Below are 25711 nucleotides of genomic sequence, written 5' to 3' on the forward strand. Positions count from 1 at the left end.
GAAAAGACGCTCTTGATGGAGGCAGATGAGGCAAAATGGGGTTTCCGGGAACCTGGATGACCGAAAGCGAAAGCGTCGTCTATCGCGTCGTCCCCAAATGCGCGTGCTCGACCATCGGGCAGATAATGTATTTCTCTGACCATGGTGAGTTCTTCGACGGCGACATTCACGATGCGACCAGCGGGATGCACAAATGGGCGCTCGAAGACAGCCAGCCCAAGATCGAGGCCAACGTGACGACGCATGCCTCTTATGCGTTCACCTGCGTGCGGAACCCTTACACACGCATCCTGTCGTCGTTTTTTGACAAGATCTGCGGTATTCAACGCAACGGCAAACGGTATCGCGGCAACCTGGTGCCGCTGTTGATCCAGAAATACGGGGTCGAGGTGGGAGAGCCCGAAGACGGGTTCGAATTCGACCAGATCAAATCGTTCCGCCGGTTTCTTCTGTTCGCGCGCGACACCATTCGCTGGCGCCGGCCAATGGACCCCGACATTCACTGGTCGGCGATGTCAGGCCATGTCAGCACGTTCATCCTGAACGGTGGCACCTATGACAAGATTTTCTGGACCGAGAAATTCAATGACGGCATGGGCCAGGTTCTGGGCGCCATCGAGACGCCGAAACAGGTCAATCTGGACAATATCCCACGCTTCAACGAATCCGAAGGGCATGGACCCAAGCGTGCGCACCCGGTCGAGGATTATTTCGACGACCTGTCCATGCACCTGATGAAGGAAATCTATCACCGCGATTTCGCGCTTTTCAAATACGATTTCGACGACCCGTCGAACAAGATGCCCATCGGTGAAATCGACCTGGAGGAGGTGCACGCCAAGCTGGGCGACTGACCCAGAAAAGCCCGCCATCATGGCGGGCTTTGTGCATTCGTGTTGGCCGGGCTCAATACCCCAGCGCGATGCCATCCTTGCGGGGGTCCGACCCGCCTTCCAGCACACCATCCTCGCGGATGAGGATAGCCTGCGCACCGCCGATGGGCCCTTCGGGGATTTGCACCGTGTGCCCCATTTCGGCCAACTCGGCGCGCACCGTATCGCTATAGCCACGCTCAACCTGCATGGTGCCCTTGTCCGTAAAGGCGCGTGGCGCATCGATGGCAGATTGCGGGTCCATTCCGAAATCCACCATGTTGGACACGAAACGCGCATGACCGTTGGGTTGATACGCACCGCCCATCACGCCAAACGGCATCATAGCATCGCCACGGCGCATCATTGCCGGAATGATCGTGTGCATAGGCCGTTTGCCGCCCGCCAGTTCGTTCGGGTGCCCTTGCTCCAGGGTGAAGCCGGCGCCGCGGTTTTGCAGCAGTATGCCGAACTTGTCCGAGGCGATACCCGATCCAAAGCCATGAAAGATCGAATAGATCAGGCTGACGGCCATACGATCACGATCGACCACGGTGATATAGACCGTGTCCTTATGTACTGCTTCGGTCAGGGGGGCCGCAACCGGCATTGCCTTGGCCGGGTCGATCAGGGCAGCCAGTTTTGCCGCCGTTTCGGGGGCAAGCATGTGGTCCAGCCGGTTGGTATAATCGGGGTCGGCCAGAAAACGGTTGCGCGCATCATAGGCCAGCTTGGCGGCCTCGGCCTCGATATGGGCGCGTTGCGTTCCGAACGGCTCCATCGAGGCGATGTCAAAATGCGACAGGATATTCAGCATCAGGATAGCCGTCGCGCCTTGGCCGTTCGGCGGATGCTCAACCAGTTCGGCCCCCTTGTAATCGCCGCTGATCGGCGTGCTGTCGATGGGCGCGGCGGCAGCAAAATCCGCCAATTCGTGTACGCCGCCCAACGCGCGAAGGGCTGTGACCATGTCTTCGGCCACCTCGCCTTCGTAAAAGGCCTTTAAGCCGTCCTTCGAGACGCGTCGCAGCACCTCGGCCTGGCCCGGCGCGCGAAAGATCTGGCCCGGTGCGGGAATCTGCCCGTCGACAAGGTAATGCTTTTGCGCGGTCGGGTTCAGACATTTCGCCGCCGTAGGCCAGTCGAAGGCGACGCGCGGGGCAACAGGGATACCTTCGTCAGCATAGTGGATCGCGGGGGCCAGCAAGGTGTCGAGGCCCAGCTTGCCCTCGGTTTCAGACAGATGCGCGAAAGCTGCCATTGCGGTGGGAATCGTCACCGCCTCGGGGCCGTTCAACGGCACCGCCTCCAGCCCGCGGTCGCGTAGCGCGGCGGCGGAAGCAGCGGCGGGTGCACAGCCCGATCCGTTCAAGGCGCGCGGGCTGCTTTCGCCGGGGCGCTGATACAGCACGAAACAATCGCCGCCAATGCCAGTCATCTGCGGCTCGGCAATGCCGAGCAGCACGGCACCGGCAATGGCCGCGTCCATCGCGTTGCCGCCCTGGTTCAGGATGTCGACGGCGACCTTGGCCGCCAGGGGATGCGACGTGGCGCACATGCCATTGCTGGCCAGAACCTGCGATCGACCCGGGGTATGAAAATCACGCATGATTGGCTGTCTCCTGTCCGTTCCGGCGGAACAGTAGTCTGGCACTAACAGAATGCCAAATCGAATACGCGGGTCACGTGGAAGATAGAAACCTCGGCGCCACGCACTGGGTGGGGGCTGTTAACACGCGACGCCGAGGGAAGCTTATTGCAGCTACACTCCTGTTATGACCTTTGATTTTGGTTTCTTTCAGAAGGGATTCGGGCGATTCAAAGGCAATTCGTCGCTTTGTGGACCACCCAACGAAAATACGATCTTGAGTTCGTTCCAGCGCGCCTGCCGGCAATGGGCAAGCTCACTTGCGAGGCTACGGATCAGGTGCCACCCAAATCCGCCCTCGGGCAAGGCTTGGGGATCGAACCCTCCAGAACCCTCCGAAAGTATCAGCTTGGGCGGCAGGGCGGCGCCGCGATCGCGTATCGTCACGCTTAGCCCGGCCTCGACCACGTTAGCCTGCATGCAGATCAGGCCACCGTCGGAATCATAGGCATGTTCGGTCACGTTGTTCAGAACCTCGGCCAGAACGATCTGGATCGTTGCGACCTGGTCAATCGGCAAATCGAGCGGGTCGAGGTAGCCAAGCAACAGCCGGAGCGCGTCGCGCACATTCAGGGGCGATGCGTGAAAACGGATGATGAAGGCGGCATTTTCATGCGGCGCGGCCTGTTCGGCCCAGACCATGCCAACCTTCGTTCTGTCAGCCATGGTCTGCCAAAGCAGCGTCGATGCTGTCATGCAAGGTGAACACGCTGTCCATCCGGGTCAGCCGAAACACCTTTTCAACAGCCGGGGACAGCGCGACAAGATGCAACCGGCGCTCGGGCCCAAGATTTTTCATTGCGGCCACGATGGCCCCAAGACCACTGGAATCCACGAAACCGACATTTTCAAGATTCAGAAACAGGTCGCTGCACGATACATCTGATATATCGCGCATCGCGTCCTTGAACGCGATGGCAGCCGCGGCGTCGATCCGTTTTTCCGGGACATCCACCACCTTGAGCGGCCCAACCCGTCTTACCGTCAAATTCATGCGCTCCGTCCGTACACATAAACACCTGCAACCGCGACAGAGGCTAGACGCCATTCGTTACCATTCGGTATGCAGGGGCAAAGCATCAGGAGAGAGAGCCATGAAAAACGTTGTGATTGCCGGTGCCTCGCGCACGCCGATGGGCGGGTTCCAGGGGGTTTTCGATGGTGTCACCGCAGCCGATCTTGGCGGCGCGGTCATTCGCGCTGCCCTTGGACAGGCCGGAACATCAACGGTGGACGAGGTGTTGATGGGCTGCGTTCTGCCGGCGGGCCAAGGGCAGGCGCCTGCACGTCAGGCGGGTTTCGCCGGGGGCCTGGGCGAAGAGGTGCCCGCCACCACGTTGAACAAGATGTGCGGATCGGGAATGAAAGCCGCGATGATGGCCTTTGACCAGATCGCGCTGGGCCATGCCGGCACGATGATCGCAGGCGGGATGGAGTCGATGTCGAACGCGCCCTATCTGTTGCCCAAGATGCGCGGCGGCGCGCGTATCGGGCACAGCCAGGTCGTTGACCACATGTTCCTGGACGGTCTTGAAGACGCCTATGACAAGGGCCGCCTGATGGGCACCTTCGCCGAGGATTGCGCCGAAGCATTCCAGTTCACCCGCGAAGATCAGGATCAATATGCCATCGCCTCGCTGGAAAACGCGCTGGATGCGGAGCGCTCGGGCGCTTTCGAAGACGAGATCACGCCCTTTACCGTCCACGCGCGCACTGGCGAGGAAATCATCAGCAAGGACGAACAGCCCGCCAAGGCGCGCCCGGAAAAGATTCCCATGCTGAAACCGGCCTTCCGCAAAGATGGCACCGTGACCGCGGCGAACTCGTCGTCGATTTCAGATGGTGCGGCGGCGCTGGTGCTGGCCAGCGAAGACGCGGCCGAGGCACAGGGCCTGACTGTGCGCGCCCGCATTCTGGGCCATGCCAGCCATGCGCAATTGCCAAAGGATTTCCCAACTGCCCCGGTGCCGGCGGCCAAGAAATTGCTGGAACGGCTGGGCTGGAAAACAAGCGATGTTGACCTGTGGGAGGTGAACGAGGCGTTCGCCGTTGTGCCCATGGCGTTCATGAAGGAAATGGGCCTTCCGCGTGACATCGTGAACGTGAATGGCGGGGCCTGCGCGTTGGGCCACCCCATCGGCGCCTCGGGCGCGCGGATCATGGTGACGCTTCTGAACGCGTTGGAAAAACGCGGGCTAAAGCGCGGGGTGGCCGCGATCTGCATCGGCGGCGGCGAGGGCACCGCCATTGCGATCGAGCGGGTCTGATGCGGAAACTGCACCTTGTCTGGGCTTTCTTGCGCGTGCAATTGCCCGAATGGGCAAAGCGCGCGCTATATTCTGGACGTCTGCCGGTGGTCGATGGCCGCCAGATCGACGCTAGTGCGCAAGCGGTGTGCGATCTGGTGCGCCTTGTGCGCGTGCCGGGCGAAACACCCAGCCTGGCGGAAAGCCGCGCCCAGATCGAGATGATGGCAGCCCGCTTTGACCTGCCCACGCCTGCATCGGTTCGCAAATCCGACATCACCCTGCCCGGCGCCGAAGGGCCCCGCCCCGCGCGATTGTACATGCCGCAAGGGGCGGAACAGGCGCCGCTGTTGCTTTACCTGCATGGCGGCGGCTGGGTGCAGGGAAGCCTCGACAGCCATGATGGGCTTTGTGGGAAACTGGCCGCGCGGTCAGGGTTGAGGGTGGTGTCCTATGACTATCGCCTGGCGCCCGAGCACAGGTTCCCCGCCGCACCCGAAGATGTTTTGGCCTGTTATCGCGCGCTTGTCGCGGGCGAGACCGATATCGCGGTCACGCCCGGCCGACTGGCCGTGGGGGGCGACAGCGCCGGCGCCAACCTGGCCGCTGCCCTGATGCATGACCTGGCCGAGGCCGCCCTGCCGCTGCCTGCCGCGCAACTGCTGCTCTATCCGGCGGTCGATGCCCGCATGACATCCCGATCCATGCAGGCCCTGCATGACCAGCCGCTTTTGCCGGTCTTGCGGATGAAATGGTATCTGGATCAGTACCTGCCCGAAACACAGGACAGGCTTGCTCCGCGCGTCTCGCCCCTGTTTTCACCAAACTTGGCGGGGCAACCGCCCGCGATGATCGTGTCGGCGGGTCAGGATCCACTGTGGGATGACGGGCAAATCTATGCTCAGGCCCTGCAAAATGCCGGGGTCGAGGTGGCGCAAGCCGATTATCCCGGCCAGGTCCATGCCTTTGCATCGTTGTGCAAGATCATCCCGCAGGGCAACGAGGCCGTATACAAATGCGCCGCGTGGCTGAAACAGGTATTCGCATGACCCAAATCGACTATGACGCGATGTCCCGAACCTTGGCCGCGCTGACCGAGGGCGAGGATGACAGCGTGGCGCTGATGGCAACGATGGCGTGCGAATTGCACCACGCCGACGACCGGTTCGACTGGACAGGCTTTTATCGCGTGACCGCGCCCGATCTACTGAAGATCGGCCCCTACCAGGGGGGCCACGGATGCCTGGTGATTCCGTTTTCGCGTGGGGTATGCGGCGCGGCGGCGCGCACGGGCCAAGCACAGATGGTCGACGATGTCGAAGAATTTCCGGGCCATATCGCCTGCTCCAGCTCCACCCGGTCGGAACTGGTGCTGCCGGTTTGGAACAAGGCCGGTGACTTGCTGGGGGTGCTGGATATCGACAGTGACCAAGCCGCAGCTTTTACCCAGGCGGATGCCGCGGGGATGGCGGCGCTGCTGCGCCAGGTGTTCGGACACACGTGACCCCAAAAACGACAAACCCCCGAAGCTTGCGCCCGGGGGTCGTCAACATTTGTCCGTCAGGACGAAAGCTTTACAGCAGACCTTCGCGCTGCGCTTTCTTGCGTGCCAGCTTGCGGGCGCGGCGAATCGCCTCGGCCTTTTCACGGGCCTTCTTGACCGACGGTTTCTCGAAATGCTGCTTGAGCTTCATTTCGCGGAACACGCCTTCGCGCTGCAGCTTTTTCTTCAGGGCACGAAGCGCCTGATCGACATTGTTGTCACGAACACTAACCTGCATGTGGTTTTCACCACCTTTCTAAGTAAGAGTTGCAATCAGATTTGCAGGAGTTGGCCGTATAGCAAAGCGCGCCCTACTTGTCTAGGGTAACGCACATTGATCGACGGAGTTCCCGATGGAGAATGAAAAGGTTATCGACCAGTTGCTGGATGCCGCCTTGATGCATGTGCCCTTCGACGGATGGGGGCAGGCCAGTTTCGACGCGGTAGTGGCCGATTCAGGCGTTGCCCCGGACGTGGCTCGGGCCGTCTGCCCGCGCGGTGCCGTCGACCTGGCACTTGCCTATCACAAACGCGGCGACGACCAGATGTTGCGCCGCATCCACGACGAAGATTTGAGCGCCCTGCGCTTTCGCGACCGCGTGGCTGCGGCGGTGCGGTTTCGCATCGAAGCCGCGGAAGACAAGGAAATCGTGCGGCGTGGCACCACACTGTTCGCGTTGCCGCAATACGCAAGCGACGGCGCACGGGCGATATGGGGCACGGCCGACAAGATCTGGACCGCGTTGGGCGACCGATCGGACGATGTGAACTGGTATACCAAGCGCACGATTCTTTCAGGCGTCTACAGCAGCACAGTCCTGTATTGGCTGGGCGACGAAAGCGATGGAAACCAGGCCACCTGGGAGTTTCTTGATCGGCGTATCGACGACGTGATGCAGTTCGAAAAGGTCAAGGCCAGCTTGCGGGACAATCGCGCCTTCAATACCGTCTTTGCCGGGCCGCTGGCGCTGATCGGCAAGATTCGCGCGCCATCGCGCGCCGCAGATGATTTGCCCGGGCAATGGCGCAACCGCTGACCCGCCCGCCGGCTGGCCGGCCACGCGCCAAACCGTGAAATAGCATCGCCCAAGGGCGACACAACGGCATACGTGGCGTTTCCGGTTTCCTGTGCTACGAATCGCGCTGAGCAACATCAAAGGGATCGAACATCATGACCGAAACGATGCGCGCCGTTGAAATCAGCGAGCCGGGTGGCCCCGAGGTTCTGAAACCCGTGGAACGCCCCCGCCCTACCCCTGGGCCGGGCGAGGTGGTCATCAAGGTGCACTGGGCAGGCGTGAACCGCCCCGATGCGTTGCAGCGCGCCGGAAACTATGCCCCGCCACCCAATGCCAGTGACCTGCCCGGGCTTGAAGCATCGGGCGAGATCGCGGCCCTGGGTGAGGACGTGCATGACTGGAAACTGGGCGACAAGGTTTGCGCGCTGCTTCCCGGTGGTGGGTACGCCGAATACGTGGCAACGCCGGCAGCCCACTGCCTACCCGTGCCCGAAGGTATGGACATGCGCGAAGCCGCCTGCCTGCCCGAGACATTTTTCACGGTCTGGACCAACGTGTTCATGCGCGGCGGCCTGAAGGCGGGTGAACGGTTTCTCGTCCATGGCGGGGCCAGCGGCATCGGCACCACCGCCATTCAATTGGCCCGCGAACTGGGTGCGCGCGTCTTTACCACCGTCAGCAGCCAGGACAAGGCCGCGGCCTGTGCCAAGCTGGGGGCGCATCGCACCATCATCTATAATGACGAGGATTTCGTCGAGGTGATGAAAGAAGAGGGTGGCGCCGATGTTATCTTGGACATGGTGGGCGGTCTTTACATCCCGCGCAACCTGCGGGCCCTGGCGGATGATGGACGCCTTGTGCAGATCGCGTTTCTGCAGGGCCCCAAGGTCGAGGTGAACTTGGGCCAATTGATGCGCCGTCGCCTGACCATCACGGGCAGCACGCTGCGGCCGCAAAGCGACTTGGCAAAAGCCGAAATTGCCGAAGTGTTACGTCAGAAAGTCTGGCCATTGTTGAGTGCGGGCAAGATTGCGCCGGTGATGGACAGCGAATTTCCATTGGACAAGGCCTCCCAGGCCCATGCACGGATGGAAGAAAGCAAGCATATCGGAAAGATCGTGCTTAAAGTGGTGTAACCACATTCTTTCGGAATTGGCATTCGTTTGCAGCCCCGCCATTTGGCGGGGCTTTCATTTTTTGGGAAATGCCCTATATATTGTAGACGGTTCGAATTACGGTTTGGCAATTCGAAATAAAGTGCAGTACGAAACTTTATCCAATCACTCATGGATATCGGCCAATAATATTCAATTCGGCCATCGCCCGCAGGGGCATCAGCAAACGGAAGATGCGATGAAATTCAATCTTGATGACATGTCTCTGGACGAGCTTCGCGCGTTGCGTAAGCAGGTCGACCGCACCATCGACACCTACAAGGAGCGCCAGCGCCAGAAGGCATTGGCAGAACTGGAAGAAAAAGCAAAGGCAATGGGCTTTACCCTTAATGAGCTTATCGGCGGGAAAAAGGCACGCCGTAGTTCGGGTATTCCCAAATACCGCCATCCAGATGACCCCATGACCACATGGACGGGTCGCGGCCGCCGCCCAGACTGGGTGAAAGAGGCCCTTGCCAACGGTAAGTCTCTGGACGACTTGCTGATCTGATACCGAATTGGCCGGGGTAAATTGCCTCGGTCAATTTAATTTCTCGCGAAAGTTTTATTTTCGTGACGGAACAGCACGTCAGTTTTCGATTTGGCGGATTGGATCGAAAACCGCATTACCCAGCGTGCAATCGCGCACCACGTCGCGCCCGCACGGCACTGGGTCAAGGTCTTTCGACAGGCAGAGCCGAGCCTCTTGAATTCGGCCTTCAGAACAGGTGATGGTCAACATGTCAGGTTCCCATCCCGGGTTGGCCTCGAGAAACGCCTGCTCGACCACTTGCGCTGGCAGTCGAACGGGCTTGGTCAGTTTTCGGAACACCGCCGGTCGGTTCACCGCTTCAAAGGCCCGGCGCGCAGTTGCGTAATAGTCAGACGCCGTCAGCCCCGAGCAGGTTCCGTGCTTTTTCCACTGATACCAGGCCAGCCCGCTGGTTCCCATGATATTGGCCATATCGCGCGTCATGGCGCGAGTGGGCTGTGGGTAGGGACTGTGGCAATGCGACGGCCAGCCCGTTTGATATTGCGGCCACAAACCGTGCAGTATCCAGCCGAAATCGCGCGACGCATCGCATTGCGATGAATTGCGCGCGTCTCCCTCGAGCGCGCACCAGTTTGGCGACCAACTGAGCGACAGAACGTAATAGTCGAATTCGCCAGCATGATCGTTTTCTGCGGCCACTGGCAGCGCCCTGCCGATCAGCACGCACAGAATAACAACCCAGCGCATTCACTCTTTCCTTATCCGGTTTGCGCCACTATACAGGCGCCAAGTTCCCCAACAATGGAAACCCGCCCTTCCCCGGGCAGCCGTTTTCCGGCAACGGGAAAGATTTGAGTTCAGGAGAGCCGAGATGAACAAACCGATCATGGCAAAGGCAACCGCCGTCTGGCTGGTCGACAATACCACGCTGACCTTCAAGCAAATCGCCGATTTCACCGGCATGCACGAGCTTGAGGTACAGGGCATCGCCGATGGCGATGTTGCCACCGGCGTAAAGGGCTTTGATCCGATTGCCAACAACCAGCTTGACCAGGACGAGATCACCAAGGGTGAAGCAGATCCGTTGTACACTCTGAAACTAAAGCATAACCCGGCCGCCGTGGGCGAAGAAAAACGCCGCGGTCCGCGCTATACGCCGCTGTCCAAACGCCAGGATCGGCCCAACGCGATCCTGTGGCTGGTCAAGTTCCACCCCGAACTGACCGATAGCCAGATTTCCAAGCTGGTCGGGACCACCAAGCCGACGATCCAGTCGATCCGTGAACGCACGCACTGGAATATCGCGAACATGCAGCCGATCGACCCGGTTGCCCTGGGCCTGTGCAAGCAATCCGAACTGGATACCATTGTGCAGAAGGCTGCGGAAAAGCGGGCCAAGGCAGGCGAAACGATGGACGACGATGCGCGCCGCAAGCTGCTGTCGACCGAACAATCGCTGGAAATGGATGAAAGCCCGCGCGTGCCGACCGCCATTGAAGGCCTGGAAACCTTCAGCCTCAGGGATGATGACGAAAAAGAAGACCCCATTCCCGATGCGGACAGCTTTTTCAACCTGCCCGACGACGATGACGATGATGAGGATGAAAAATCCTGATCATTCGCTCTTTTGCAACGAAGGCAGGCCCGATCCGACGGATCGGGCCTTTTCTTTGACGCCATCGTCGGGCCGTGTCACCGCTAGAACGATTTTCGCGCGTTGAGCGCGGCAGCGATCGTGCCGTCGTCAAGGTAATCAAGCTCGCCGCCGATGGGCACGCCCTGCGCCAATGAACTCAGGCTCACGCGGCCTTCAAGCTGGTCGGCGATGTAATGGGCCGTTGTCTGGCCGTCGATGGTGGCATTCAATGCCAGGATCACCTCGGTCACCGATTCCGCATCGACCCGGTCGATCAGCTTGGGGATACGCAGTTGTTCGGGGCCCACCTGGTCAAGTGCGCTGAGCGTGCCGCCAAGAACATGATACCGCCCCTTGAACACCTGGCCCCGCTCCATCGCCCACAAGTCAGCCACGTCCTCGACCACGCAGATCTGGCCATTGCCGCGTTTTTCGCTGGCGCAGATGTCGCAGATGTCGGTGGTGCCCACGTTGCCGCAATTCAGGCACTCGCGTGCAGTGGCAGCGACCTGCCCCATGAGATCGGCCAGGGGCTGCATCAACAGCGCGCGCTTGCGAATGAGGTGCAGCACCGCCCGCCGAGCCGAGCGCGGCCCAAGCCCGGGCAGCTTGGCCATGGCGTCGATCAACGCTTCGATATCGCGGGTGGAATTCATGGCGCGGCGCCCGGTTCAAAGGGCAGAAGCGAGGGGCCAGCCCCTCGCGCTCCCCGGGGTATTTAAAGCAAGAGGAAGATCAGAAGGGAAGGTTCATGTCCTTGGGCAGACCCAGCTCTTCGGTCAGCTTGGACATTTCCTGTTGCGCGCGTTCGGCGGCCTTGGCCTGGGCATCCTTGATCGCGGCCAGGATCAGGTCTTCGACCACTTCCTTGTCATCGCCATTGAAGATCGAAGGGTCGATATCCAGGCCCTTGAGCTCGCCCTTGGCGGTGCAGCTAGCCTTGACCAAACCGGTTCCGGCTTCGCCCTCGACCATCATGGTGGCCAGTTCCTCTTGCAGCTCGGCCATGCGGGTTTGCATCTGCTGCGCTTTCTTCATCATCCCGGCCATATCGCCAAGACCGCCCAAACCTTTCAGCATCTCATATCTCCTGACTGGTGCGGCGCAGGGGCACCGCCTTTCCTTCACATATCGCAACGCTTGCCCGCTTGAACAAGTAGGGCGGCCGCGCGAAACGGCGGCTCAATTCTCTTCGAAGGGGTCCCATTCGTCTTCGACCTCGGCCAATGCGTCAACCTGCGCGGCGGCCTGTTTTTCCTCCGGCGTGCGGATCTGGGTGATGCGCGCCTCGGGAAAGCGGGCCAGGACAGCCTGCACCATCGGATGTGCCTCGGCCTGCCGGCGCAGCTTGAGCGCGGCGGCGTCGCGGCGTGCCGCGATGGTCTCGGCGCCGCCCTCGTTCACCAGAGTGACGGCCCACCGATTGCCCGTCCAGCGTTGCAGCGCGCTGCCAAGGCGTTGCGCCAGGTCTTGGGGCGACCGCTCGGTCGGGACGAACTCGATCCGGCCGGGGCGATAACTGGCCAGTTGCACGCAGGTTTCAACCTCGACCAGCAGCTTCACATCGCGATTGGCGCGGATCAGCTCGACCACGTGATCAAAGCTGGGAAACCGCGCAAGCGCATGCTCGGCATCCTGGGCCAGCGCCACCACGGACCCCGCGCCGCCATGGGCATGGGGCCCAGCGCCACTGCCATGGGTCGGTGCGGGTGCGCCTTGCGCCGGCGTTGACTGACCGCCACCATGCCCGGCCGTGGCACCGCCACCGGGGCCGGGTGCGGAGGGCGGGGCATCTTTCAGCTTGCGCACCAGCTCTTCGGGGCTGGGAAGCTCGGCCACATGTGTCAGGCGGATCACGGCCATTTCCGCGGCCATCATGGCATTGGGGGCCGCCGCGACCTCGTCCAGCGCCTTTAGCAACATCTGCCAACTGCGGCTGAGCACGCGCATCGGCAGCGCATCGGCCATGGATTGACCGCGGGCACGTTCATCGGGGCTGACGGTCGGGTCGTCGGTGGCCTCAGGGGTGATCTTGACCACGGAGATCCAGTGCGTGATCTCGGCCAGGTCGCGCAGCACTGCCAGCGGGTCGGCCCCGTCGGCATATTGCGCGCCAAGCTCGGACAGGGCGCCGGCAGCGTCGCCCTTCATGATCATGTCGAAAAGATCCATCACCCGGCCGCGATCGGCCAGGCCCAGCATCGCGCGCACCTGGTCGGCGGTGGTTTCGCCCGCCCCGTGCGAAATCGCCTGGTCCAGAAGGGAGGTCGCATCGCGTGCCGAGCCTTCGGCCGCGCGGGTGATCAGCGCAAGCGCGTCATCGGCGATCTGCGCGCCCTCGGCATCGGCGATCCGGCGCAGCAGGCCAATCATCACCTCGGGTTCGATCCGGCGCAGGTCGAACCGCTGGCACCGGGAAAGCACGGTGACAGGCACCTTGCGAATCTCGGTCGTGGCAAAGATGAATTTCACATGTGCCGGCGGCTCTTCCAGTGTCTTGAGCAGCGCGTTGAACGCGCTGGTTGACAGCATGTGAACCTCGTCGATGATGTAGATCTTGTAGCGAGCACTGGCCGCGCGGTAATGCACGCTGTCGATGATCTCGCGGATGTCGCCCACGCCGGTGCGGGATGCGGCGTCCATCTCCATCACGTCGACATGGCGGCCTTCCATGATGGCCACGCAATGTTCGCATTGGCCGCAAGGGTCGGTGGTGGGGCCACCATTTCCGTCAGGGCCGATGCAATTCATGCCCTTGGCAATGATGCGCGCGGTTGTGGTTTTGCCGGTTCCGCGAATGCCCGTCATGATGAAGGCCTGCGCGATGCGGTCGGCCGCGAAGGCGTTTTTCAGGGTGCGCACCATCGCATCCTGGCCTACCAGGTCGGCAAAGGTTTCAGGCCGGTATTTTCGGGCCAGCACCTGATAAACCTGATTCTCGGTATCGCTCATGCCAATGGCCCCGGGGTGTGTTCTGGTTCGACGCGGCCAAGGTAGTGCCCGGCACGCCCAAGGTCCACCTTCGATCTTTGCGAACGGGCCCGCTGCGCCGAACCCGGCGGGGTGACCCGCAATCACCGGCCCTAGCGTGCCCCCGTTGCACCTGTGCGGGCGATTCCGGGCGCATTTCCCCTTGCAAGCTTGCCAGATTGCACCGTTTCGATAACCTGCCATCAAGGATGCGCGGATGCTTGGCCGCGCACACATGGCTGCGGGGGATGCCATGCAGTGGGGGGTGCCATGCGCATGAATGAAACGGGGCTTGCCACTGTTTGCAGATGGGCCACCGACATATCGGTTGGCCACGCGCGGGCCCGCGCGCCACATGCACCGCGAAAGGGGCTTGAACAGTGAGCCAGATGGTCATCCATGCGTTGCCGGTGGCCGGTGGCATCCTGGCGATCTGCCCGATGCCTGGCCTTGATGGCGACCATGCCGCCGATATCGAGCATATGCGCGAATGGCAGCCGGCACTTGTGTTGACGCTGGTGACCAAGACCGAGCTGGTCAATCTCGGTGCCGAGGGGTTGGGCCAGAAGATGCAGGATAGCGGCAGCCGCTGGTTTCACATCCCGATCGAGGACATGGGCATCCCCGACAAACAAACCGCCGATCGCTGGCCCGAGGTCAGCCGCCTTGCCCTTTCTGCGTTGCGGGGGGGCGGGCGCGTTCTGGTGCATTGCCACGGTGGCTGCGGGCGTTCGGGCATGATCGCGCTCAGGTTGATGTGCGAAGCGGGCGAAGACCCGGCCGCCGCGCTGGAACGTCTGCGTCACGTTCGGCCCTGCGCGGTCGAGACCGAGGCACAGATGGAATGGGCCGTGCGGGTGCGGCCGCCGGAATTCGTGCATCGCCACAATGCGTGACAGGATCATCACCACCGCGCGACCATCCTTGGCAAAACCGCTGTCATGCCCCATTTGATGTTCTGTGCACAGGAACGGAAGAGGCCGCAATGACCACGTATGAAAAATCACCCGATGCCATCGCGACGCTCAGCCCCGAGGAATACCGGGTCACGCAGGAAAACGGCACCGAGCGGCCGGGGACGGGCAAGTACCTAAACAACAAGGCGCCGGGGATCTACGTTGATATCGTCTCGGGCGAGCCATTGTTCGCCAGCGCGGCGAAATACGAATCGGGCTGCGGATGGCCCAGTTTCGTTAAACCGATCGAACCTGACAACGTGGTCGAGCTGACCGATGCCAGCCACGGCATGGTCCGCACCGAAGTGCGCTCTCGCCACGGCGACAGCCACCTTGGGCACGTATTCCCCGACGGGCCGCCCGAGCGGGGCGGGCTGCGCTATTGCATAAACTCGGCCAGCTTGCGGTTCATTCATCGCGATGACATGGATGCCGAAGGCTACGGCAAATATATCGACCAAGTGGAGGACGTGACATGAGCGAAGAACGCGCCGTTCTGGCGGGGGGCTGTTTCTGGGGCATGCAGGACCTGATCCGCAAGCTGCCCGGTGTGATCCGCACGCGGGTGGGTTATACTGGCGGGGACGTGCCCAACGCGACCTACCGGAACCACGGCACGCATGCCGAGGGTATCGAGATCATTTTTGACCCCGCAAGGATCAGCTATCGGCGGCTGCTGGAATTCTTCTTCCAGATCCACGACCCCACCACTCTGAACCGTCAGGGCAATGATGTCGGCATGAGTTATCGCAGCGCGATCTATTACGTCGACGAAGCCCAGAAAGAAGAAGCGCTGAACACGATCAAGGATGTCGAGGCGTCGGGCTTGTGGCCCGGAAAAGTGGTGACCGAGGTAGAGCCCGTGGGCGATTTCTGGGAAGCCGAACCCGAGCATCAGGATTACCTTGAACGGCTACCGAACGGGTATACCTGCCACTTCCCCCGCCCGGACTGGGTGCTTCCCCGGCGTGACGCGGCAGAGTAGGGTTTGCGCCGCAGGTTCCATGCGCCAAGAGAGGGGGTGCGGCCCCCTCACATCTTCCCGGATGTACCCGGAACGATGGAACCATGACCCGGGCACGGACGGCACAGGCCCTTTTGAAACACGGCAAAAAGGCATTGCGGGGGGCAGCGGCCAACCCTCTCGACATGACCCCGATCAGGCCCGATACTTGGCCGAAGTGCCCGCTGGGCCAGAACACGACCCAACACACGACAAGGGCATCGCCACATGAGCCGGAACATACTGATCCTCAACGGGCCGAATCTGAATCTGCTGGGCACACGCGAGCCCGAAATTTACGGCGCCGCGACCCTGGCCGATGTCGAGGCAACCTGCGCCGCGCTGGCCGCTGAACTGGGGCTGACAGCGGATTTCCGGCAAAGCAACCACGAGGGTCAGCTTGTCACCTGGATACAGGAAGCGCGTGGGGCTGCCGGCGGCATCGTCATCAACCCGGCGGCCTACAGCCATACGTCCGTGGCCATACTGGATGCGCTGAACATGTATGACGGCCCGGTGATCGAGGTGCATATTTCGAACATTCACCGGCGCGAGGCGTTTCGCCACCACTCGTTTGTCTCGGCACGGGCCGACGGGATGATCGCGGGCTGCGGCACGCATGGCTACCTGCTGGCGCTGCGCCAGATCGCGCATATGCTGGGCTGATCCACGTCAGATGTCGTGGCCTGCAACCTGCCAATAGGGTTGGCGCAGTTCGCGTTTCAAGATCTTGCCGATCGAGCTGCGCGGCAACGAATCGCGGATTTCCACTGCGGACAAGCGGTGGCTTTTGCCAAGTCGGGCATTGGCAGCATCACGAATATCATCTTCCCCGCGCTCGGCACCTTGGCGCAAAACCACCAACCCCAGCGGCGTTTCCCCCCACGCGTCAGAGGGCACGCCGACCACGGCGGCATCGGTCACGTCAGGGTCATCCAGCAGCACAAGTTCCAGATCATTGGCAAAGATGTTCAACCCGCCGGAAATAATCATGTCCTTTTTGCGGTCCGACAGGGTCAGGAACCCGTCTGCATCGAAAGAGCCCATGTCGCCCGAGCGGAAGAACTGTGTGCCATTCTCATCGGTCCAGATATAATCGGCGGTCAGGTCATCACGCCCGAAATATCCCGACATCATGGTGGGGGAACGCCCCACGATCTCGCCCACTTCGCCGGGGGGCAGCGGGTGACCCTCCGGGTCAATGATCCGAATCTCGGAAAATTCCGCCGGGCGGCCCACGGTGTGCAACTTGTCAGGGTGTTCATCGGCGATCAGAACGGTGACGCCGCCCCCCTCGGTCAGGCCGTAGTACTCCATCAGTTTGCCGGGAAAGCGCGCCAGCACGTCACGCTTCACATCCGCGCGCAGCGGTGCCGAGGTTGAGAACTTGCGCCGCATCGAAGACAGGTCGAAATCATCGAAACCGGGCACATCCATGATGCGCTTGTATTGCACGGGCACCAGCATCGTGTGGGTGATCCGCTCCGACTGGGCCATCTCGAGGTAGCGGCGCGCATCGAATTTCGGCATCAGGTAGACAGTGCCCCCGCCCACCAGCGCAGGCAGGAAACAGACAATGGTGGTGTTCGAATAAAGCGGTGTCGAAATCAGCGTGCGCGCATCGTCATCGGTATATCCGTTGGGCCCCACCCGTGACATCTGCGCCGCGCGCATCCAGTGATTGTGCAGGATGCCCTTGGGCGTTCCGGTGGTGCCCGAGGAATAGATCAGGTTGCAAGGATCATCGAGCGAGACAACAACGCCGGGGTCGGTTGCGGGCGCATCGGCCAGCAGGCTTTCAAAGCCGGGAAGGCTCGCGTTGAAATCCATCGCCACCGTTTGCGCTGGGAGGTTGCCAAGGAAAGGCCACGCCAGATCACGATATTGATAGGCCAGGAAAAACACCTTGGCTCCGCAATCCAGCAGCATCTTTTCCAATGCCTCACCGGCAGCAAGGGTTGAAAGCGGCGTGATCACCGCCCCCGCGCGCAGTGTGCCGACGAAAACCTCGGCATATTCCACCGAGTTCGGCGCCAGCATTGCCACGCGGTCGCCCTTGCCCACGCCCAAGGCGATCAGCGCATTGGCCACCTGGTTTGCCCGCGCATCGAACTGCGCCCAGGTGCGCGTGGTGTCGCCACAGACAACGGCCAACCGGGCAGGGTTGCGCCTGGCGCTGGCGCGGATCATGTCATTGACGGTTTCACGCGGCGGGTTGTCTGGCGTGGGCGGGGTAATGGGGATCATGGTTTTCGCGGGCCTCCTCCTGCGGGAGAGAAGTTTGCCGCGATTTTTCGCAATTGCAAGCAGGCGGGATTTATATCCGCAAGGCGGAAATCAAACCACGACCTCGATCCGCTGCTGTTCACCCACGCCGAACACGCGTTTGTAGCGCGCAATCTCGTCCTTGGGGCCCATCGCCTTTTCCGGGTTGTCCGACAGCTTGACCGTGGGGCGGCCATTGGCCGACACCGCCTTGCAAACCAGTGAGAACGGCGCCAGCGCGTCGCCTGCGGTGAGGCCCCGGAAATCGTTGGTCAGCAACGTGCCCCAACCAAAGGACACCCGCACGCGATCCCCGAACTGCGCCTGAAGCTCGGCGATTTCTGCAACGTCCAGACCATCGGAAAAGATCACCAGTTTCTTCGTCGGGTCTTCGCCGCGAGCCTTCCACCATTTGATCGCGGCCTCGGCCCCGGCCGCCGGGTCGCCGCTGTCGATGCGAATACCCGTCCAGCCGGCCAGCCAATCGGGCGCACGTTCCAGGAACCCTTCGGTGCCGTAAGTGTCAGGCAACATGATGCGCAGGTTGCCCTCGTGCTCTTCATGCCAATCGGCAAGCACCTGGTAGGGCGCCCTTGCCAATTCTTCATCGCTTTCTGCCAGCGCCGCGTAAACCATCGGCAGCTCGTGCGCATTGGTTCCAATCGCTTCAAGATCGCGGTTCTTGGCGATCAGGCAGTTCGAGGTTCCCACGAATTTCTCACCCAGCCCCTCTTGCAGCGCGCGCACGCACCAATCCTGCCACAGAAAGGAATGTCGCCGCCGGGTGCCGAAATCGGCCAGGCGCAGCCCGTCAATCTGGCGCAGGGCTTCGACCTTTTCCCACAACTTGGTCATGCCGCGGGCATAAAGCACCTGCAATTCAAACCGCTTCATCTCGTGCAGAACGGCACGGCCGCGCAGCTCCATCAACACGGCGAGGGCGGGAATTTCCCACAACATCACCTCGGGCCAGCTGCCTTCGAATGTCAGTTCGTACTGACCGTCGCGCTTTTCCAGGTGATAGGGCGGCAGGCGCAATTTCTCGAACCATTCCATGAAATCGGGGCGGAACATCTGGCGCTTGCCGTAAAAGGTGTTCCCGCGCAGCCACGTGCTTTCGCCGCGAGTCAACCGAAGTGAGCGGATATGATCAAGCTGCTCGCGCAGCTCGCCCTCGTCGATCAACTCGGCCAGCCGGATCGACTTGGTGCGATTGATCAGGGAAAAGGTCACCTGCGTGTCGGGGCTGTTTCGAAAGACCGACTGGCACATCAACAGCTTGTAGAAATCCGTGTCGATCAGCGACCGGACGATCGGATCGATCTTCCACTTATGATTCCAGACACGTGTGGCGATGTCGACCATGGGGCGGCTCCTGCTATTGCGGGTGACTTAGACCAAATCCCGCACACCAAAGGCAAGGGGGCGTGCGGCCCGTCACTCTGGCCGCACATACATCGAGTTGTTGCGCGTGCGCCCATGCAGCGTGAAACCCAGCCGCTCGAACTGTTCGAAACAGGCGGGGTAGTCCTGTGGCCCGGCGCGTTCGATGACAATACGGCGCGGGATCATGTCACCCTGCGCTTGCGCCAGGTAGGGGGCCAGCGCCTTGTCCTCGAACCCTTCGATATCGATTTTCAGCACGTCGACGCGGGTCACGCCCATTTCGGCCAGCACGCTGTCCAGCCGCCGGATCGGGATTGCGCCACCCGCCTCGTCGGCCACGACATTGACCATCGCCACGTCATCGCGGCGGATTTCCAGGTTGCCCATGCCGTCGCTGTCGCCTACCGCAACATTGGCCACATCGGCGTCGGACATCCCCGAGGCGCGCAGGTTGAACCGCAGTTGCGCCGCCATCACCGGATTGGCGTCGATCGCGATGACCCGGGCGCCGGTTTTGGCCAATGGCAGGGTATAAAGCCCGATATTCGACCCGATATCGAGAGCCACGCTGCCCGGGCCCAACGGCGCCGACAGAAACTCGATCTCGGACTGGTTATAGCCAGGGTTCAGCAGCAGCCCGTATTCGATCAGATTGTCGCGGTTGCCAACGCGGAAATTGCAGCCAAGCCGCTCGATATCCAGGGGGCGTCCCATCCGGTAGATCCATTGGCTGGTGATATGGCGCAACCGCCCGCGATGCAGTGGCGTGGCACGCGCCAGCCCGATCAACGCGCGTTGCAGCATGTTGGGCCGGTAAGTGCCGAAAGCATCCGACAGGCTGTCGTCTTCGGGGCGCTGCTCGTGCGCGGCCATGGCGCGTGCGGCAAATTCAACCATGATATCCTCGATACGGCGCGGTTTTTCCGGCCGGCAACCTACGCGCAAGCAGGACGGCCCACAATAGAAGCAGATCAGCCAGGCGTGGATTTGGCAAGGCATTGCGCGCGGCACGGTCCCAAGGGTGATCGGCGGCAAGCGTATCGCGCAAACCCTCCAGAACGGCATCGAAGCGCGCAATGGGTGTGCCATCCTGCGCGCTGCCCCGGCCATGCGAAATCGCATGGATACGGGGGCCTGCGATTCGAACTGCCCGCACGCCTCTGCCGCCAAATGGGTTGAACGTGTGGATCCGTTTCAGGTCGCCGTCGAAAATACCAAGGAACTCACCCGATTGCTGGCCAAAATCCTCGATCGCGTGGAAATAGGACCTCATTACCAAACCTTGTATCCGTTAGCTGTTCACCAGAGCGATGCCCATATCGCCCATCCGGCCCAGCGCCGCATCCAAAGATCCGTCCATGTCGATGGCCCGGCACAAATCCAGCCGCACGGTCACGTCGAACCCCAGCCTGGCCGCATCCAGCGCCGACCAGGCAACGCAGAAATCGGTGGCCAGGCCACAGAACACCAGCTTGTCAATGGCGCGGCTGCGCAGATAGCCCTCAAGCCCCGTGGGCGTGGTTTGGTCATTTTCGAAAAACGCCGAATAGCTGTCGATGTCGCGGCGGAACCCTTTGCGCGCGATCATCTGGGCGCGGTTGGTGTTCAGGTCGGGGTGAAATGCGGCGCCATCGCTGCCCTGCACGCAATGGTCAGGCCACAGCACCTGGGGGCCATAGGGCATTTCGATCTGTTCCATCGGCGCATGGCCCGGATGCTGCGACGCGAAGGAGCTGTGATCGGACGGGTGCCAATCCTGCGTCAGGATCACGGCGCCCACCTGCCCCATCAGCGCGTTGACCCCCGGCACGATCCGGTCGCCCTGCGCCACTGCAAGCGCACCACCGGGGCAGAAATCGTTTTGAACGTCGATCACGATCAGCGCGGTGTCGGTCATGGGGTGTCTCCTTTGCCTGGCAAAAGGCGTAGGTGGGCACCGCGCCCGCGTCAATCCTGCGGCTTGCGGGAAGGCGCGCATGGGCGTAAATCGCGGGCATGTATATCTTGGCTGCCCTTTATCATTTCACCCGCTTCGATGATCCGGCCGCATTGCGCAGGCCCCTTTTGCAGTTGATGCAAGACAAGGGCGTGACCGGCACGCTGCTGCTGGCGCGCGAGGGCATCAACGGAACCATCGCGGGCGATCGTGCGGGCCTGGACACGGTGCTGGCCCATGTGCGTGCCCTGCCCGGTTGTGCCGATCTGGAATGGAAGGAAAGCACCGCCTCCGAACAGCCCTTTGCCCGCACCAAGGTCAAGCTTAAGCGGGAAATCGTGACGATGGGCCAACCGGAAATCGACCCGCGCGCCCGCGTCGGCCATTATGTCGATCCGCAAGACTGGAACGACCTGATCCTCAGCGAAGACGTGGTGGTGATCGACACGCGCAACGATTACGAGATCGCCATCGGCACTTTCGAAGGCGCGGTTGACCCGCAAACCAAAAGCTTTCGCGAATTTCCCGCCTGGTGGGAAGAAAACAAGGACCGCTTTCACAACAAGCGCGTGGCGATGTTCTGCACCGGCGGCATCCGCTGTGAGAAATCGACGAACTTCCTTCTCGGGCAAGGCGTGGCCGAGGTTTATCATCTCAAGGGCGGCATCCTTAAATATCTCGAAGAGGTGCCCGCCGACGAAAGCACCTGGCAGGGTGCATGTTTTGTCTTTGACAACCGCGTGTCGGTGGAACACGGGCTACAAGAGGGGCCCCATGTCTTGTGCCATGCGTGCCGCAGGCCCCTGCTGCCGGATGATCGTAAACGCCCCGAATATGAGCACGGCGTCAGTTGTCACCAGTGCATCGACGAGACAAGCGAAGATGACAAGGCTCGCTTTCGTGAGCGCCAGCGGCAGATCGAGCTTGCCCATGAACGTGGCGAACGCCACCTTGGCGGTCTTTCGCCTGTCTGAAAAGGCGCAGCCTGTATTGGGGAACCGCCTCGAAATTGGGCTATTTCATTTTCGAGGCTGAACGCCCACGCCTATTGAACAAGCAAAAGACTGGCCCGAACCATACGCCTCTGCTATGGATCGTAATTGTTTTACACTGGCGCCCCCAGTTTTGGTCAAACACGGTTCAAATTGCGTCAAGGATAACCCGGTTTGTATTTCTTTGGCCTGATGGCTTTGTTGGCAGGATCGACATGACACTTTTCAAACTGGTGACTTCGCTTTCGCGTTTTCAAAAACAAATCGTGTTTCTATTCCTCGACACTGCGATCGTGCCTTTTGCCTTTCTTTGCGCACTTGCCCTGAACACAAGCATCGCGATTTCATGGCCCACGATTTCGGCATCTGCCCCGCTGATCTTGTGCCTGATGGGAATATCGGCCCTGACCAGCAGCCTTTTGGGTTTGCCCAGGATCAAGCTGAACGCCTTTGAAAGCCGGGGCTTCACACGCACGATATGGTTTGCCGGGATCGTGGGTGTGGCGGCGCTGGTGCTGACGACATGGATGGCGCAGCATCTTCCGTGGAAAATCTCGGTCATCTTCACGCTGATGTTTCTCGTCATGGCCATGGCCTGGCGCATGATCCTGCGGCAGATCACGATCGCGATCTACAATCGCGGCCGTCAGAAGTTTCGTGTCATCGTGTACGGAGCCGGGCAAACCGGGCAACAGCTGGCGGCGGCCCTGCGCACCGATAACGCGGTCGAATTGGTCGCCTTTGTCGATGACGATCCGACGCTGCAATCGCTGGTCGTTTCCGGCACACCCGTCTATTCGCCCGCCGCGCTGAAAAGGCTGACCAATGGCAAACGCATCGACCGTATCGTGCTTGCCATGCCCTCGGCCAGCGCGCAGCAACAGACGAATATCGCGAGCCGGCTGAAACCGCTGGGTATCGAGGTTCATTCGTTGCCCTCTTTCGCGTCGCTTGTCAGCACGGGCGAGATAAGCCTGAAGAACGCGGCCATGCCCCTGGATGAACTGCTGGGCCGGCAGAACCTTGATTCGGCTCTCCCCGATGCGACCGCTGCCTATAGTGGCCGGACTGTCATGATCACCGGGGCCGGCGGCTCGATCGGGGCCGAGTTGTGCCGGCAATTGCTGAAATGCAAGCCGGCGCGCATTATCCTGGTCGATCATGCAGAACTGGCGCTGTACGAGATCGACCGCAACCTTCGCACCCAAATCAACGGAACCGGAACGGAAATCATTCCGATCCTCGGGTCAGTCACCGACGCGGGCCTGATCCGGCACATCATGACCGAACACAAGGTCGAGGTGGTGTTGCATGCCGCCGCCTACAAGCATGTGCCGATGGTCGAGGCCAACGAGATCTCGGGGCTTTGGAACAACGTGTTCGGCACGCGGATCGTGGCTCAGGCGGCGCATGATACCGGCGTGGCGCATTTCATCCTTATTTCGACCGACAAGGCCGTGCGGCCAACCAACATCATGGGCGCGTCGAAGCGCCTGGCAGAACTTGTCGTGCAGGACCTGGCCACGCGCTCTCGGGGCACGCTTTTCTCGATGGTGCGCTTTGGCAACGTGCTGGGCTCGTCCGGATCGGTCATCCCGCTGTTTCGCGAACAGATTGCCAGCGGCGGGCCGGTCACCCTGACCCATGGCGAGGTGACGCGCTATTTCATGACAATCGCGGAAGCGGCCCGGCTGGTGCTGTTGGCTGGATCTTACGCGCAGGGGGGCGACCTTTTCGTTCTGAACATGGGCAAGCCGGTGCCGATCAGGCAACTGGCCCGCCAGATGATCGAAGGTGCCGGCCTGACGGTGCGCGACAACGACAATCCTGGCGGCGATATCGAAATCCGGGTCACCGGCCTGCGGCCCGGCGAAAAGCTCCACGAAGAGCTGCTTTTGACAACGGACCTTCTGAAAACGCCACATTCCAAGATCATGCGCGCGAAAGAGGGTTTCCTGTCGGAGATCGAGGTTGCCAACGCTCTGCGCGATCTGCGTGAAGCTATCGAAAGCCGTGACGCAGCCGCCGCGCGCAAGGCCGTTGCGCGCTGGGTCGAGCCACAGTTGAAAGACGCCGACACGGGCAGCGCAACGGCGACCTGAATCGGCTTTTTGGCCACGCCCGGCGACGAAACGCCTTCGGCACCCTTGCTTGCGTTGACACGCATGGGCGCGCTGCCGAATACCTTTAGGAAAACAGGCAGTAGCAGGACCAGACCATGAAAATTGCGATGATCGGCACAGGCTATGTCGGGCTTGTGTCAGGGGTGTGTTTTTCTGACTTCGGGCACGAGGTGATTTGCGTCGACAAGGATCCTGCCAAGATCGAGAAGCTGGAAAACGGCCAGGTGCCCATATACGAACCGGGCCTGGAACAGTTGATGGCAAAGAATGTCGAGGCCGGGCGCCTGTCATTCACGCTGGACCTGACGCATGCCCTGCAAGATGCCGATGCCGTGTTCATCGCCGTGGGTACCCCCACCCGCCGCGGCGATGGCCATGCCGATCTGACCTATGTGATGGCCGCAGCCGAGGAAATCGCCCGAACGGCCGATCACTATATCGTCGTCGTGACGAAATCGACGGTACCGCTTGGAACGAACCGACAGGTCAAGCAGACGATCCGCAAAACCAATCCGAATCTTGATTTCGACGTGGCCAGCAACCCCGAGTTCCTGCGCGAAGGTGCCGCCATCGACGATTTCATGAAACCCGATCGCGTTGTCGTCGGCGTTCAGAATGAACGCGCCGCCGAGGTCATGGCCGAGATCTATCGGCCGCTTTACCTGCGCGAATTTCCCATCGTCACGACCGACCTGGAGTCGGCCGAGATGATCAAATACGCCGCCAATGCCTTCCTGGCGACCAAGATCACCTTCATCAACGAAATCGCGGCCCTGTGCGAACGCGTGGGCGGCGATGTGAAAGAGGTGGCCCGGGGTATCGGCCTTGACGGGCGCATCGGCAACAAGTTCCTCCATGCCGGGCCGGGCTATGGCGGGTCGTGCTTTCCCAAGGATACCAAGGCATTGGCGCGGATCGGGCAGGAACACGCCATGCCGATGCAGATCACCGAAACGGTCATCAAGGTCAACGAAGAGATCAAGCGCCGCATGATCGACAAGTTGCTCGATCTTTCCGGTGGCAGCTTCAACGGCAAGACGATCGCCATGCTTGGGGTAACGTTCAAGCCCAACACCGATGACATGCGCGACGCTCCCAGCCTTACCATCGTGCCCGCGCTGGTGGGCGCTGGCGCCAAGGTGCGTGTTGTGGATCCGCAGGGCCGAAACGAGGGCGATGCGCTGCTGCCCGGTGTCGTGTGGTTCGATGATCCGTACAAGGCGGCACAGAACGCCGATCTCTTGGTTGTCTTGACGGAATGGAACGAGTTTCGGGCCCTCGACCTCAAGAAGGTGGCGAAGAAAATGGCAACGCCACGCATGGCCGACCTGCGCAATATCTACAGCGCGAAAGACGCCAAGCGCGCGGGCTTTGACGCCTATGATTCCATCGGGCGACCGGCCTTTCACAAGGATGCCTAGGCCGATTTGACAGCGCGGCGCGCTTGGGCTAACCCGCCGCTTTCCTTG

The 25711-nt window shown here is 61.2% G+C and carries 28 protein-coding genes; 15 read left to right on the plus strand and 13 right to left on the minus strand.

The features are described 5' to 3' along the window. Positions 1-35: 35 nt before the first annotated feature. Positions 36-854 (plus strand): sulfotransferase family protein, encoded by an 819-nt coding sequence (locus M8744_RS11620; RefSeq protein ID WP_251416291.1) that lies wholly within the window; start codon positions 36-38, stop codon positions 852-854. Between the two features lie 52 nt (positions 855-906). Here M8744_RS11620 and M8744_RS11625 read toward each other — a convergent pair whose 3' ends face one another. The 3 genes from M8744_RS11625 to M8744_RS11635 form a co-directional block, all read right to left on the minus strand. Further along, a complete protein-coding gene (locus tag M8744_RS11625; RefSeq protein WP_251416292.1) occupies positions 907-2481 on the minus strand; it encodes a gamma-glutamyltransferase family protein in 1575 nt (524 codons plus the stop codon). Positions 2482-2670: 189 nt separating this feature from the next. After that, positions 2671-3186 (minus strand): ATP-binding protein, encoded by a 516-nt coding sequence (locus M8744_RS11630; protein ID WP_251416293.1) that lies wholly within the window; start codon positions 3184-3186, stop codon positions 2671-2673. After that, positions 3179-3514 carry an STAS domain-containing protein gene (locus M8744_RS11635; RefSeq protein ID WP_251416294.1) on the minus strand — a complete coding sequence of 112 codons (336 nt, stop codon included), beginning with the start codon at positions 3512-3514 and terminating at the stop codon, positions 3179-3181. Before M8744_RS11635 ends, M8744_RS11630 begins: the two co-directional genes overlap by 8 nt. 100 nt (positions 3515-3614) lie before the next feature. Here M8744_RS11635 and M8744_RS11640 point away from each other — a divergent pair, with 100 nt between their 5' ends. The 3 genes from M8744_RS11640 to M8744_RS11650 are packed head-to-tail and all read left to right on the plus strand — an operon-like array spanning position 3615 to position 6270. Next, entirely contained in the window at positions 3615-4787 is a 1173-nt protein-coding gene (locus M8744_RS11640; RefSeq protein ID WP_251416296.1) for a thiolase family protein, read from the plus strand. Next, entirely contained in the window at positions 4787-5815 is a 1029-nt protein-coding gene (locus tag M8744_RS11645; protein ID WP_251416302.1) for an alpha/beta hydrolase, read from the plus strand. The genes M8744_RS11640 and M8744_RS11645 overlap by 1 nt, the downstream gene beginning before the upstream one ends. Continuing rightward, on the plus strand, positions 5812-6270 hold the full coding sequence (locus M8744_RS11650) for a GAF domain-containing protein (RefSeq protein ID WP_251416304.1): 459 nt from the start codon (positions 5812-5814) through the stop codon (positions 6268-6270). The genes M8744_RS11645 and M8744_RS11650 overlap by 4 nt, the downstream gene beginning before the upstream one ends. A 70-nt stretch (positions 6271-6340) precedes the next feature. Here the strand turns inward: M8744_RS11650 and rpsU are convergent, their stop codons facing one another. Next, positions 6341-6547, minus strand: a complete 207-nt coding sequence (rpsU, locus tag M8744_RS11655; RefSeq protein WP_009806335.1) for a 30S ribosomal protein S21 — start codon at positions 6545-6547, stop codon at positions 6341-6343. A gap of 115 nt (positions 6548-6662) precedes the next feature. Between rpsU and M8744_RS11660 the strand changes: the two genes are divergently transcribed. From M8744_RS11660 to M8744_RS11670, 3 genes are all read left to right on the plus strand, one after another. Continuing rightward, positions 6663-7346, plus strand: coding sequence for a COQ9 family protein (locus tag M8744_RS11660; RefSeq protein WP_251416315.1), 684 nt, complete (start codon positions 6663-6665; stop codon positions 7344-7346). 134 nt (positions 7347-7480) lie between these two features. After that, positions 7481-8464, plus strand: coding sequence for an NAD(P)H-quinone oxidoreductase (locus M8744_RS11665; RefSeq protein ID WP_251416318.1), 984 nt, complete (start codon positions 7481-7483; stop codon positions 8462-8464). A gap of 121 nt (positions 8465-8585) precedes the next feature. Further along, a complete protein-coding gene (locus M8744_RS11670; RefSeq protein WP_353049792.1) occupies positions 8586-8993 on the plus strand; it encodes an H-NS histone family protein in 408 nt (135 codons plus the stop codon). Between the two features lie 78 nt (positions 8994-9071). Here M8744_RS11670 and M8744_RS11675 read toward each other — a convergent pair whose 3' ends face one another. Next, positions 9072-9722 carry a ribonuclease T2 family protein gene (locus tag M8744_RS11675; protein WP_251416321.1) on the minus strand — a complete coding sequence of 217 codons (651 nt, stop codon included), beginning with the start codon at positions 9720-9722 and terminating at the stop codon, positions 9072-9074. Between the two features lie 124 nt (positions 9723-9846). Between M8744_RS11675 and M8744_RS11680 the strand changes: the two genes are divergently transcribed. Then, a complete protein-coding gene (locus tag M8744_RS11680) occupies positions 9847-10590 on the plus strand; it encodes a DUF1013 domain-containing protein (protein WP_251416324.1) in 744 nt (247 codons plus the stop codon). A gap of 83 nt (positions 10591-10673) precedes the next feature. Here M8744_RS11680 and recR read toward each other — a convergent pair whose 3' ends face one another. The 3 genes from recR to M8744_RS11695 all read right to left on the minus strand — a co-directional run bounded on the left by recR (position 10674) and on the right by M8744_RS11695 (position 13563). Continuing rightward, complete coding sequence (gene recR / locus M8744_RS11685) at positions 10674-11267, minus strand: recombination mediator RecR (protein ID WP_251416341.1); 594 nt, start codon at positions 11265-11267, stop codon at positions 10674-10676. 79 nt (positions 11268-11346) lie between these two features. Continuing rightward, complete coding sequence (locus M8744_RS11690; protein WP_251416356.1) at positions 11347-11691, minus strand: YbaB/EbfC family nucleoid-associated protein; 345 nt, start codon at positions 11689-11691, stop codon at positions 11347-11349. A 102-nt stretch (positions 11692-11793) separates the two neighbouring features. After that, a complete protein-coding gene (locus tag M8744_RS11695; protein ID WP_251416358.1) occupies positions 11794-13563 on the minus strand; it encodes a DNA polymerase III subunit gamma/tau in 1770 nt (589 codons plus the stop codon). A 407-nt stretch (positions 13564-13970) separates the two neighbouring features. Between M8744_RS11695 and M8744_RS11700 the strand changes: the two genes are divergently transcribed. From M8744_RS11700 to aroQ, 4 genes are all read left to right on the plus strand, one after another. Continuing rightward, the gene (locus tag M8744_RS11700) at positions 13971-14477 is read left to right on the plus strand and encodes a dual specificity protein phosphatase family protein (protein WP_251417094.1); all 507 of its coding nucleotides are present in this window, start codon (positions 13971-13973) and stop codon (positions 14475-14477) included. A gap of 89 nt (positions 14478-14566) precedes the next feature. Next, entirely contained in the window at positions 14567-15016 is a 450-nt protein-coding gene (gene msrB / locus M8744_RS11705) for a peptide-methionine (R)-S-oxide reductase MsrB (RefSeq protein WP_251416375.1), read from the plus strand. Further along, positions 15013-15522, plus strand: a complete 510-nt coding sequence (gene msrA, locus M8744_RS11710; RefSeq protein ID WP_251416393.1) for a peptide-methionine (S)-S-oxide reductase MsrA — start codon at positions 15013-15015, stop codon at positions 15520-15522. Before msrB ends, msrA begins: the two co-directional genes overlap by 4 nt. A 246-nt stretch (positions 15523-15768) precedes the next feature. Further along, complete coding sequence (gene aroQ, locus M8744_RS11715; RefSeq protein WP_251416408.1) at positions 15769-16206, plus strand: type II 3-dehydroquinate dehydratase; 438 nt, start codon at positions 15769-15771, stop codon at positions 16204-16206. 6 nt (positions 16207-16212) lie between these two features. Here aroQ and M8744_RS11720 read toward each other — a convergent pair whose 3' ends face one another. The 5 genes from M8744_RS11720 to pncA all read right to left on the minus strand — a co-directional run bounded on the left by M8744_RS11720 (position 16213) and on the right by pncA (position 21088). Further along, positions 16213-17787, minus strand: coding sequence for a class I adenylate-forming enzyme family protein (locus M8744_RS11720; RefSeq protein WP_251416411.1), 1575 nt, complete (start codon positions 17785-17787; stop codon positions 16213-16215). A 90-nt stretch (positions 17788-17877) separates the two neighbouring features. Then, positions 17878-19170, minus strand: coding sequence for a nicotinate phosphoribosyltransferase (gene pncB, locus M8744_RS11725; protein ID WP_251416414.1), 1293 nt, complete (start codon positions 19168-19170; stop codon positions 17878-17880). A gap of 72 nt (positions 19171-19242) precedes the next feature. Then, positions 19243-20088: an FkbM family methyltransferase gene (locus M8744_RS11730; protein ID WP_251416429.1), complete on the minus strand. Its 846-nt coding sequence runs from the start codon at positions 20086-20088 to the stop codon at positions 19243-19245. Then, positions 20081-20464: a hypothetical protein gene (locus M8744_RS11735; protein WP_251416434.1), complete on the minus strand. Its 384-nt coding sequence runs from the start codon at positions 20462-20464 to the stop codon at positions 20081-20083. Before M8744_RS11735 ends, M8744_RS11730 begins: the two co-directional genes overlap by 8 nt. Positions 20465-20482: 18 nt before the next feature. Then, positions 20483-21088 carry a bifunctional nicotinamidase/pyrazinamidase gene (gene pncA, locus M8744_RS11740; protein ID WP_251416466.1) on the minus strand — a complete coding sequence of 202 codons (606 nt, stop codon included), beginning with the start codon at positions 21086-21088 and terminating at the stop codon, positions 20483-20485. 98 nt (positions 21089-21186) lie between these two features. Between pncA and trhO the strand changes: the two genes are divergently transcribed. From trhO to M8744_RS11755, 3 genes are all read left to right on the plus strand, one after another. Beyond that, positions 21187-22101 carry an oxygen-dependent tRNA uridine(34) hydroxylase TrhO gene (gene trhO, locus M8744_RS11745; protein ID WP_251416469.1) on the plus strand — a complete coding sequence of 305 codons (915 nt, stop codon included), beginning with the start codon at positions 21187-21189 and terminating at the stop codon, positions 22099-22101. A 233-nt stretch (positions 22102-22334) separates the two neighbouring features. Further along, positions 22335-24221 (plus strand): polysaccharide biosynthesis protein, encoded by a 1887-nt coding sequence (locus M8744_RS11750; protein ID WP_251416472.1) that lies wholly within the window; start codon positions 22335-22337, stop codon positions 24219-24221. 116 nt (positions 24222-24337) lie between these two features. Then, complete coding sequence (locus M8744_RS11755; RefSeq protein WP_251416475.1) at positions 24338-25663, plus strand: UDP-glucose dehydrogenase family protein; 1326 nt, start codon at positions 24338-24340, stop codon at positions 25661-25663. The last annotated feature ends 48 nt before the right edge of the window (positions 25664-25711 follow it).

This window comes from Lutimaribacter degradans (assembly GCF_023703375.1).
Lineage (GTDB): Bacteria > Pseudomonadota > Alphaproteobacteria > Rhodobacterales > Rhodobacteraceae > Lutimaribacter > Lutimaribacter degradans.

Coding starts and splice junctions, on each gene's coding strand:
- M8744_RS11620 (WP_251416291.1), top strand. CDS start 36: ATGGGGTTTCCGGGAACCTGGATGACCGAAAGCGAAAGCGTCGTCTAT.
- M8744_RS11625 (WP_251416292.1), bottom strand. CDS start 2,481: ATGCGTGATTTTCATACCCCGGGTCGATCGCAGGTTCTGGCCAGCAAT.
- M8744_RS11630 (WP_251416293.1), bottom strand. CDS start 3,186: ATGGCTGACAGAACGAAGGTTGGCATGGTCTGGGCCGAACAGGCCGCG.
- M8744_RS11635 (WP_251416294.1), bottom strand. CDS start 3,514: ATGAATTTGACGGTAAGACGGGTTGGGCCGCTCAAGGTGGTGGATGTC.
- M8744_RS11640 (WP_251416296.1), top strand. CDS start 3,615: ATGAAAAACGTTGTGATTGCCGGTGCCTCGCGCACGCCGATGGGCGGG.
- M8744_RS11645 (WP_251416302.1), top strand. CDS start 4,787: ATGCGGAAACTGCACCTTGTCTGGGCTTTCTTGCGCGTGCAATTGCCC.
- M8744_RS11650 (WP_251416304.1), top strand. CDS start 5,812: ATGACCCAAATCGACTATGACGCGATGTCCCGAACCTTGGCCGCGCTG.
- rpsU (WP_009806335.1), bottom strand. CDS start 6,547: ATGCAGGTTAGTGTTCGTGACAACAATGTCGATCAGGCGCTTCGTGCC.
- M8744_RS11660 (WP_251416315.1), top strand. CDS start 6,663: ATGGAGAATGAAAAGGTTATCGACCAGTTGCTGGATGCCGCCTTGATG.
- M8744_RS11665 (WP_251416318.1), top strand. CDS start 7,481: ATGACCGAAACGATGCGCGCCGTTGAAATCAGCGAGCCGGGTGGCCCC.
- M8744_RS11675 (WP_251416321.1), bottom strand. CDS start 9,722: ATGCGCTGGGTTGTTATTCTGTGCGTGCTGATCGGCAGGGCGCTGCCA.
- M8744_RS11680 (WP_251416324.1), top strand. CDS start 9,847: ATGAACAAACCGATCATGGCAAAGGCAACCGCCGTCTGGCTGGTCGAC.
- recR (WP_251416341.1), bottom strand. CDS start 11,267: ATGAATTCCACCCGCGATATCGAAGCGTTGATCGACGCCATGGCCAAG.
- M8744_RS11690 (WP_251416356.1), bottom strand. CDS start 11,691: ATGCTGAAAGGTTTGGGCGGTCTTGGCGATATGGCCGGGATGATGAAG.
- M8744_RS11695 (WP_251416358.1), bottom strand. CDS start 13,563: ATGAGCGATACCGAGAATCAGGTTTATCAGGTGCTGGCCCGAAAATAC.
- M8744_RS11700 (WP_251417094.1), top strand. CDS start 13,971: ATGGTCATCCATGCGTTGCCGGTGGCCGGTGGCATCCTGGCGATCTGC.
- msrB (WP_251416375.1), top strand. CDS start 14,567: ATGACCACGTATGAAAAATCACCCGATGCCATCGCGACGCTCAGCCCC.
- msrA (WP_251416393.1), top strand. CDS start 15,013: ATGAGCGAAGAACGCGCCGTTCTGGCGGGGGGCTGTTTCTGGGGCATG.
- aroQ (WP_251416408.1), top strand. CDS start 15,769: ATGAGCCGGAACATACTGATCCTCAACGGGCCGAATCTGAATCTGCTG.
- M8744_RS11720 (WP_251416411.1), bottom strand. CDS start 17,787: ATGATCCCCATTACCCCGCCCACGCCAGACAACCCGCCGCGTGAAACC.
- pncB (WP_251416414.1), bottom strand. CDS start 19,170: ATGGTCGACATCGCCACACGTGTCTGGAATCATAAGTGGAAGATCGAT.
- M8744_RS11730 (WP_251416429.1), bottom strand. CDS start 20,088: ATGGTTGAATTTGCCGCACGCGCCATGGCCGCGCACGAGCAGCGCCCC.
- M8744_RS11735 (WP_251416434.1), bottom strand. CDS start 20,464: ATGAGGTCCTATTTCCACGCGATCGAGGATTTTGGCCAGCAATCGGGT.
- pncA (WP_251416466.1), bottom strand. CDS start 21,088: ATGACCGACACCGCGCTGATCGTGATCGACGTTCAAAACGATTTCTGC.
- trhO (WP_251416469.1), top strand. CDS start 21,187: ATGTATATCTTGGCTGCCCTTTATCATTTCACCCGCTTCGATGATCCG.
- M8744_RS11750 (WP_251416472.1), top strand. CDS start 22,335: ATGACACTTTTCAAACTGGTGACTTCGCTTTCGCGTTTTCAAAAACAA.
- M8744_RS11755 (WP_251416475.1), top strand. CDS start 24,338: ATGAAAATTGCGATGATCGGCACAGGCTATGTCGGGCTTGTGTCAGGG.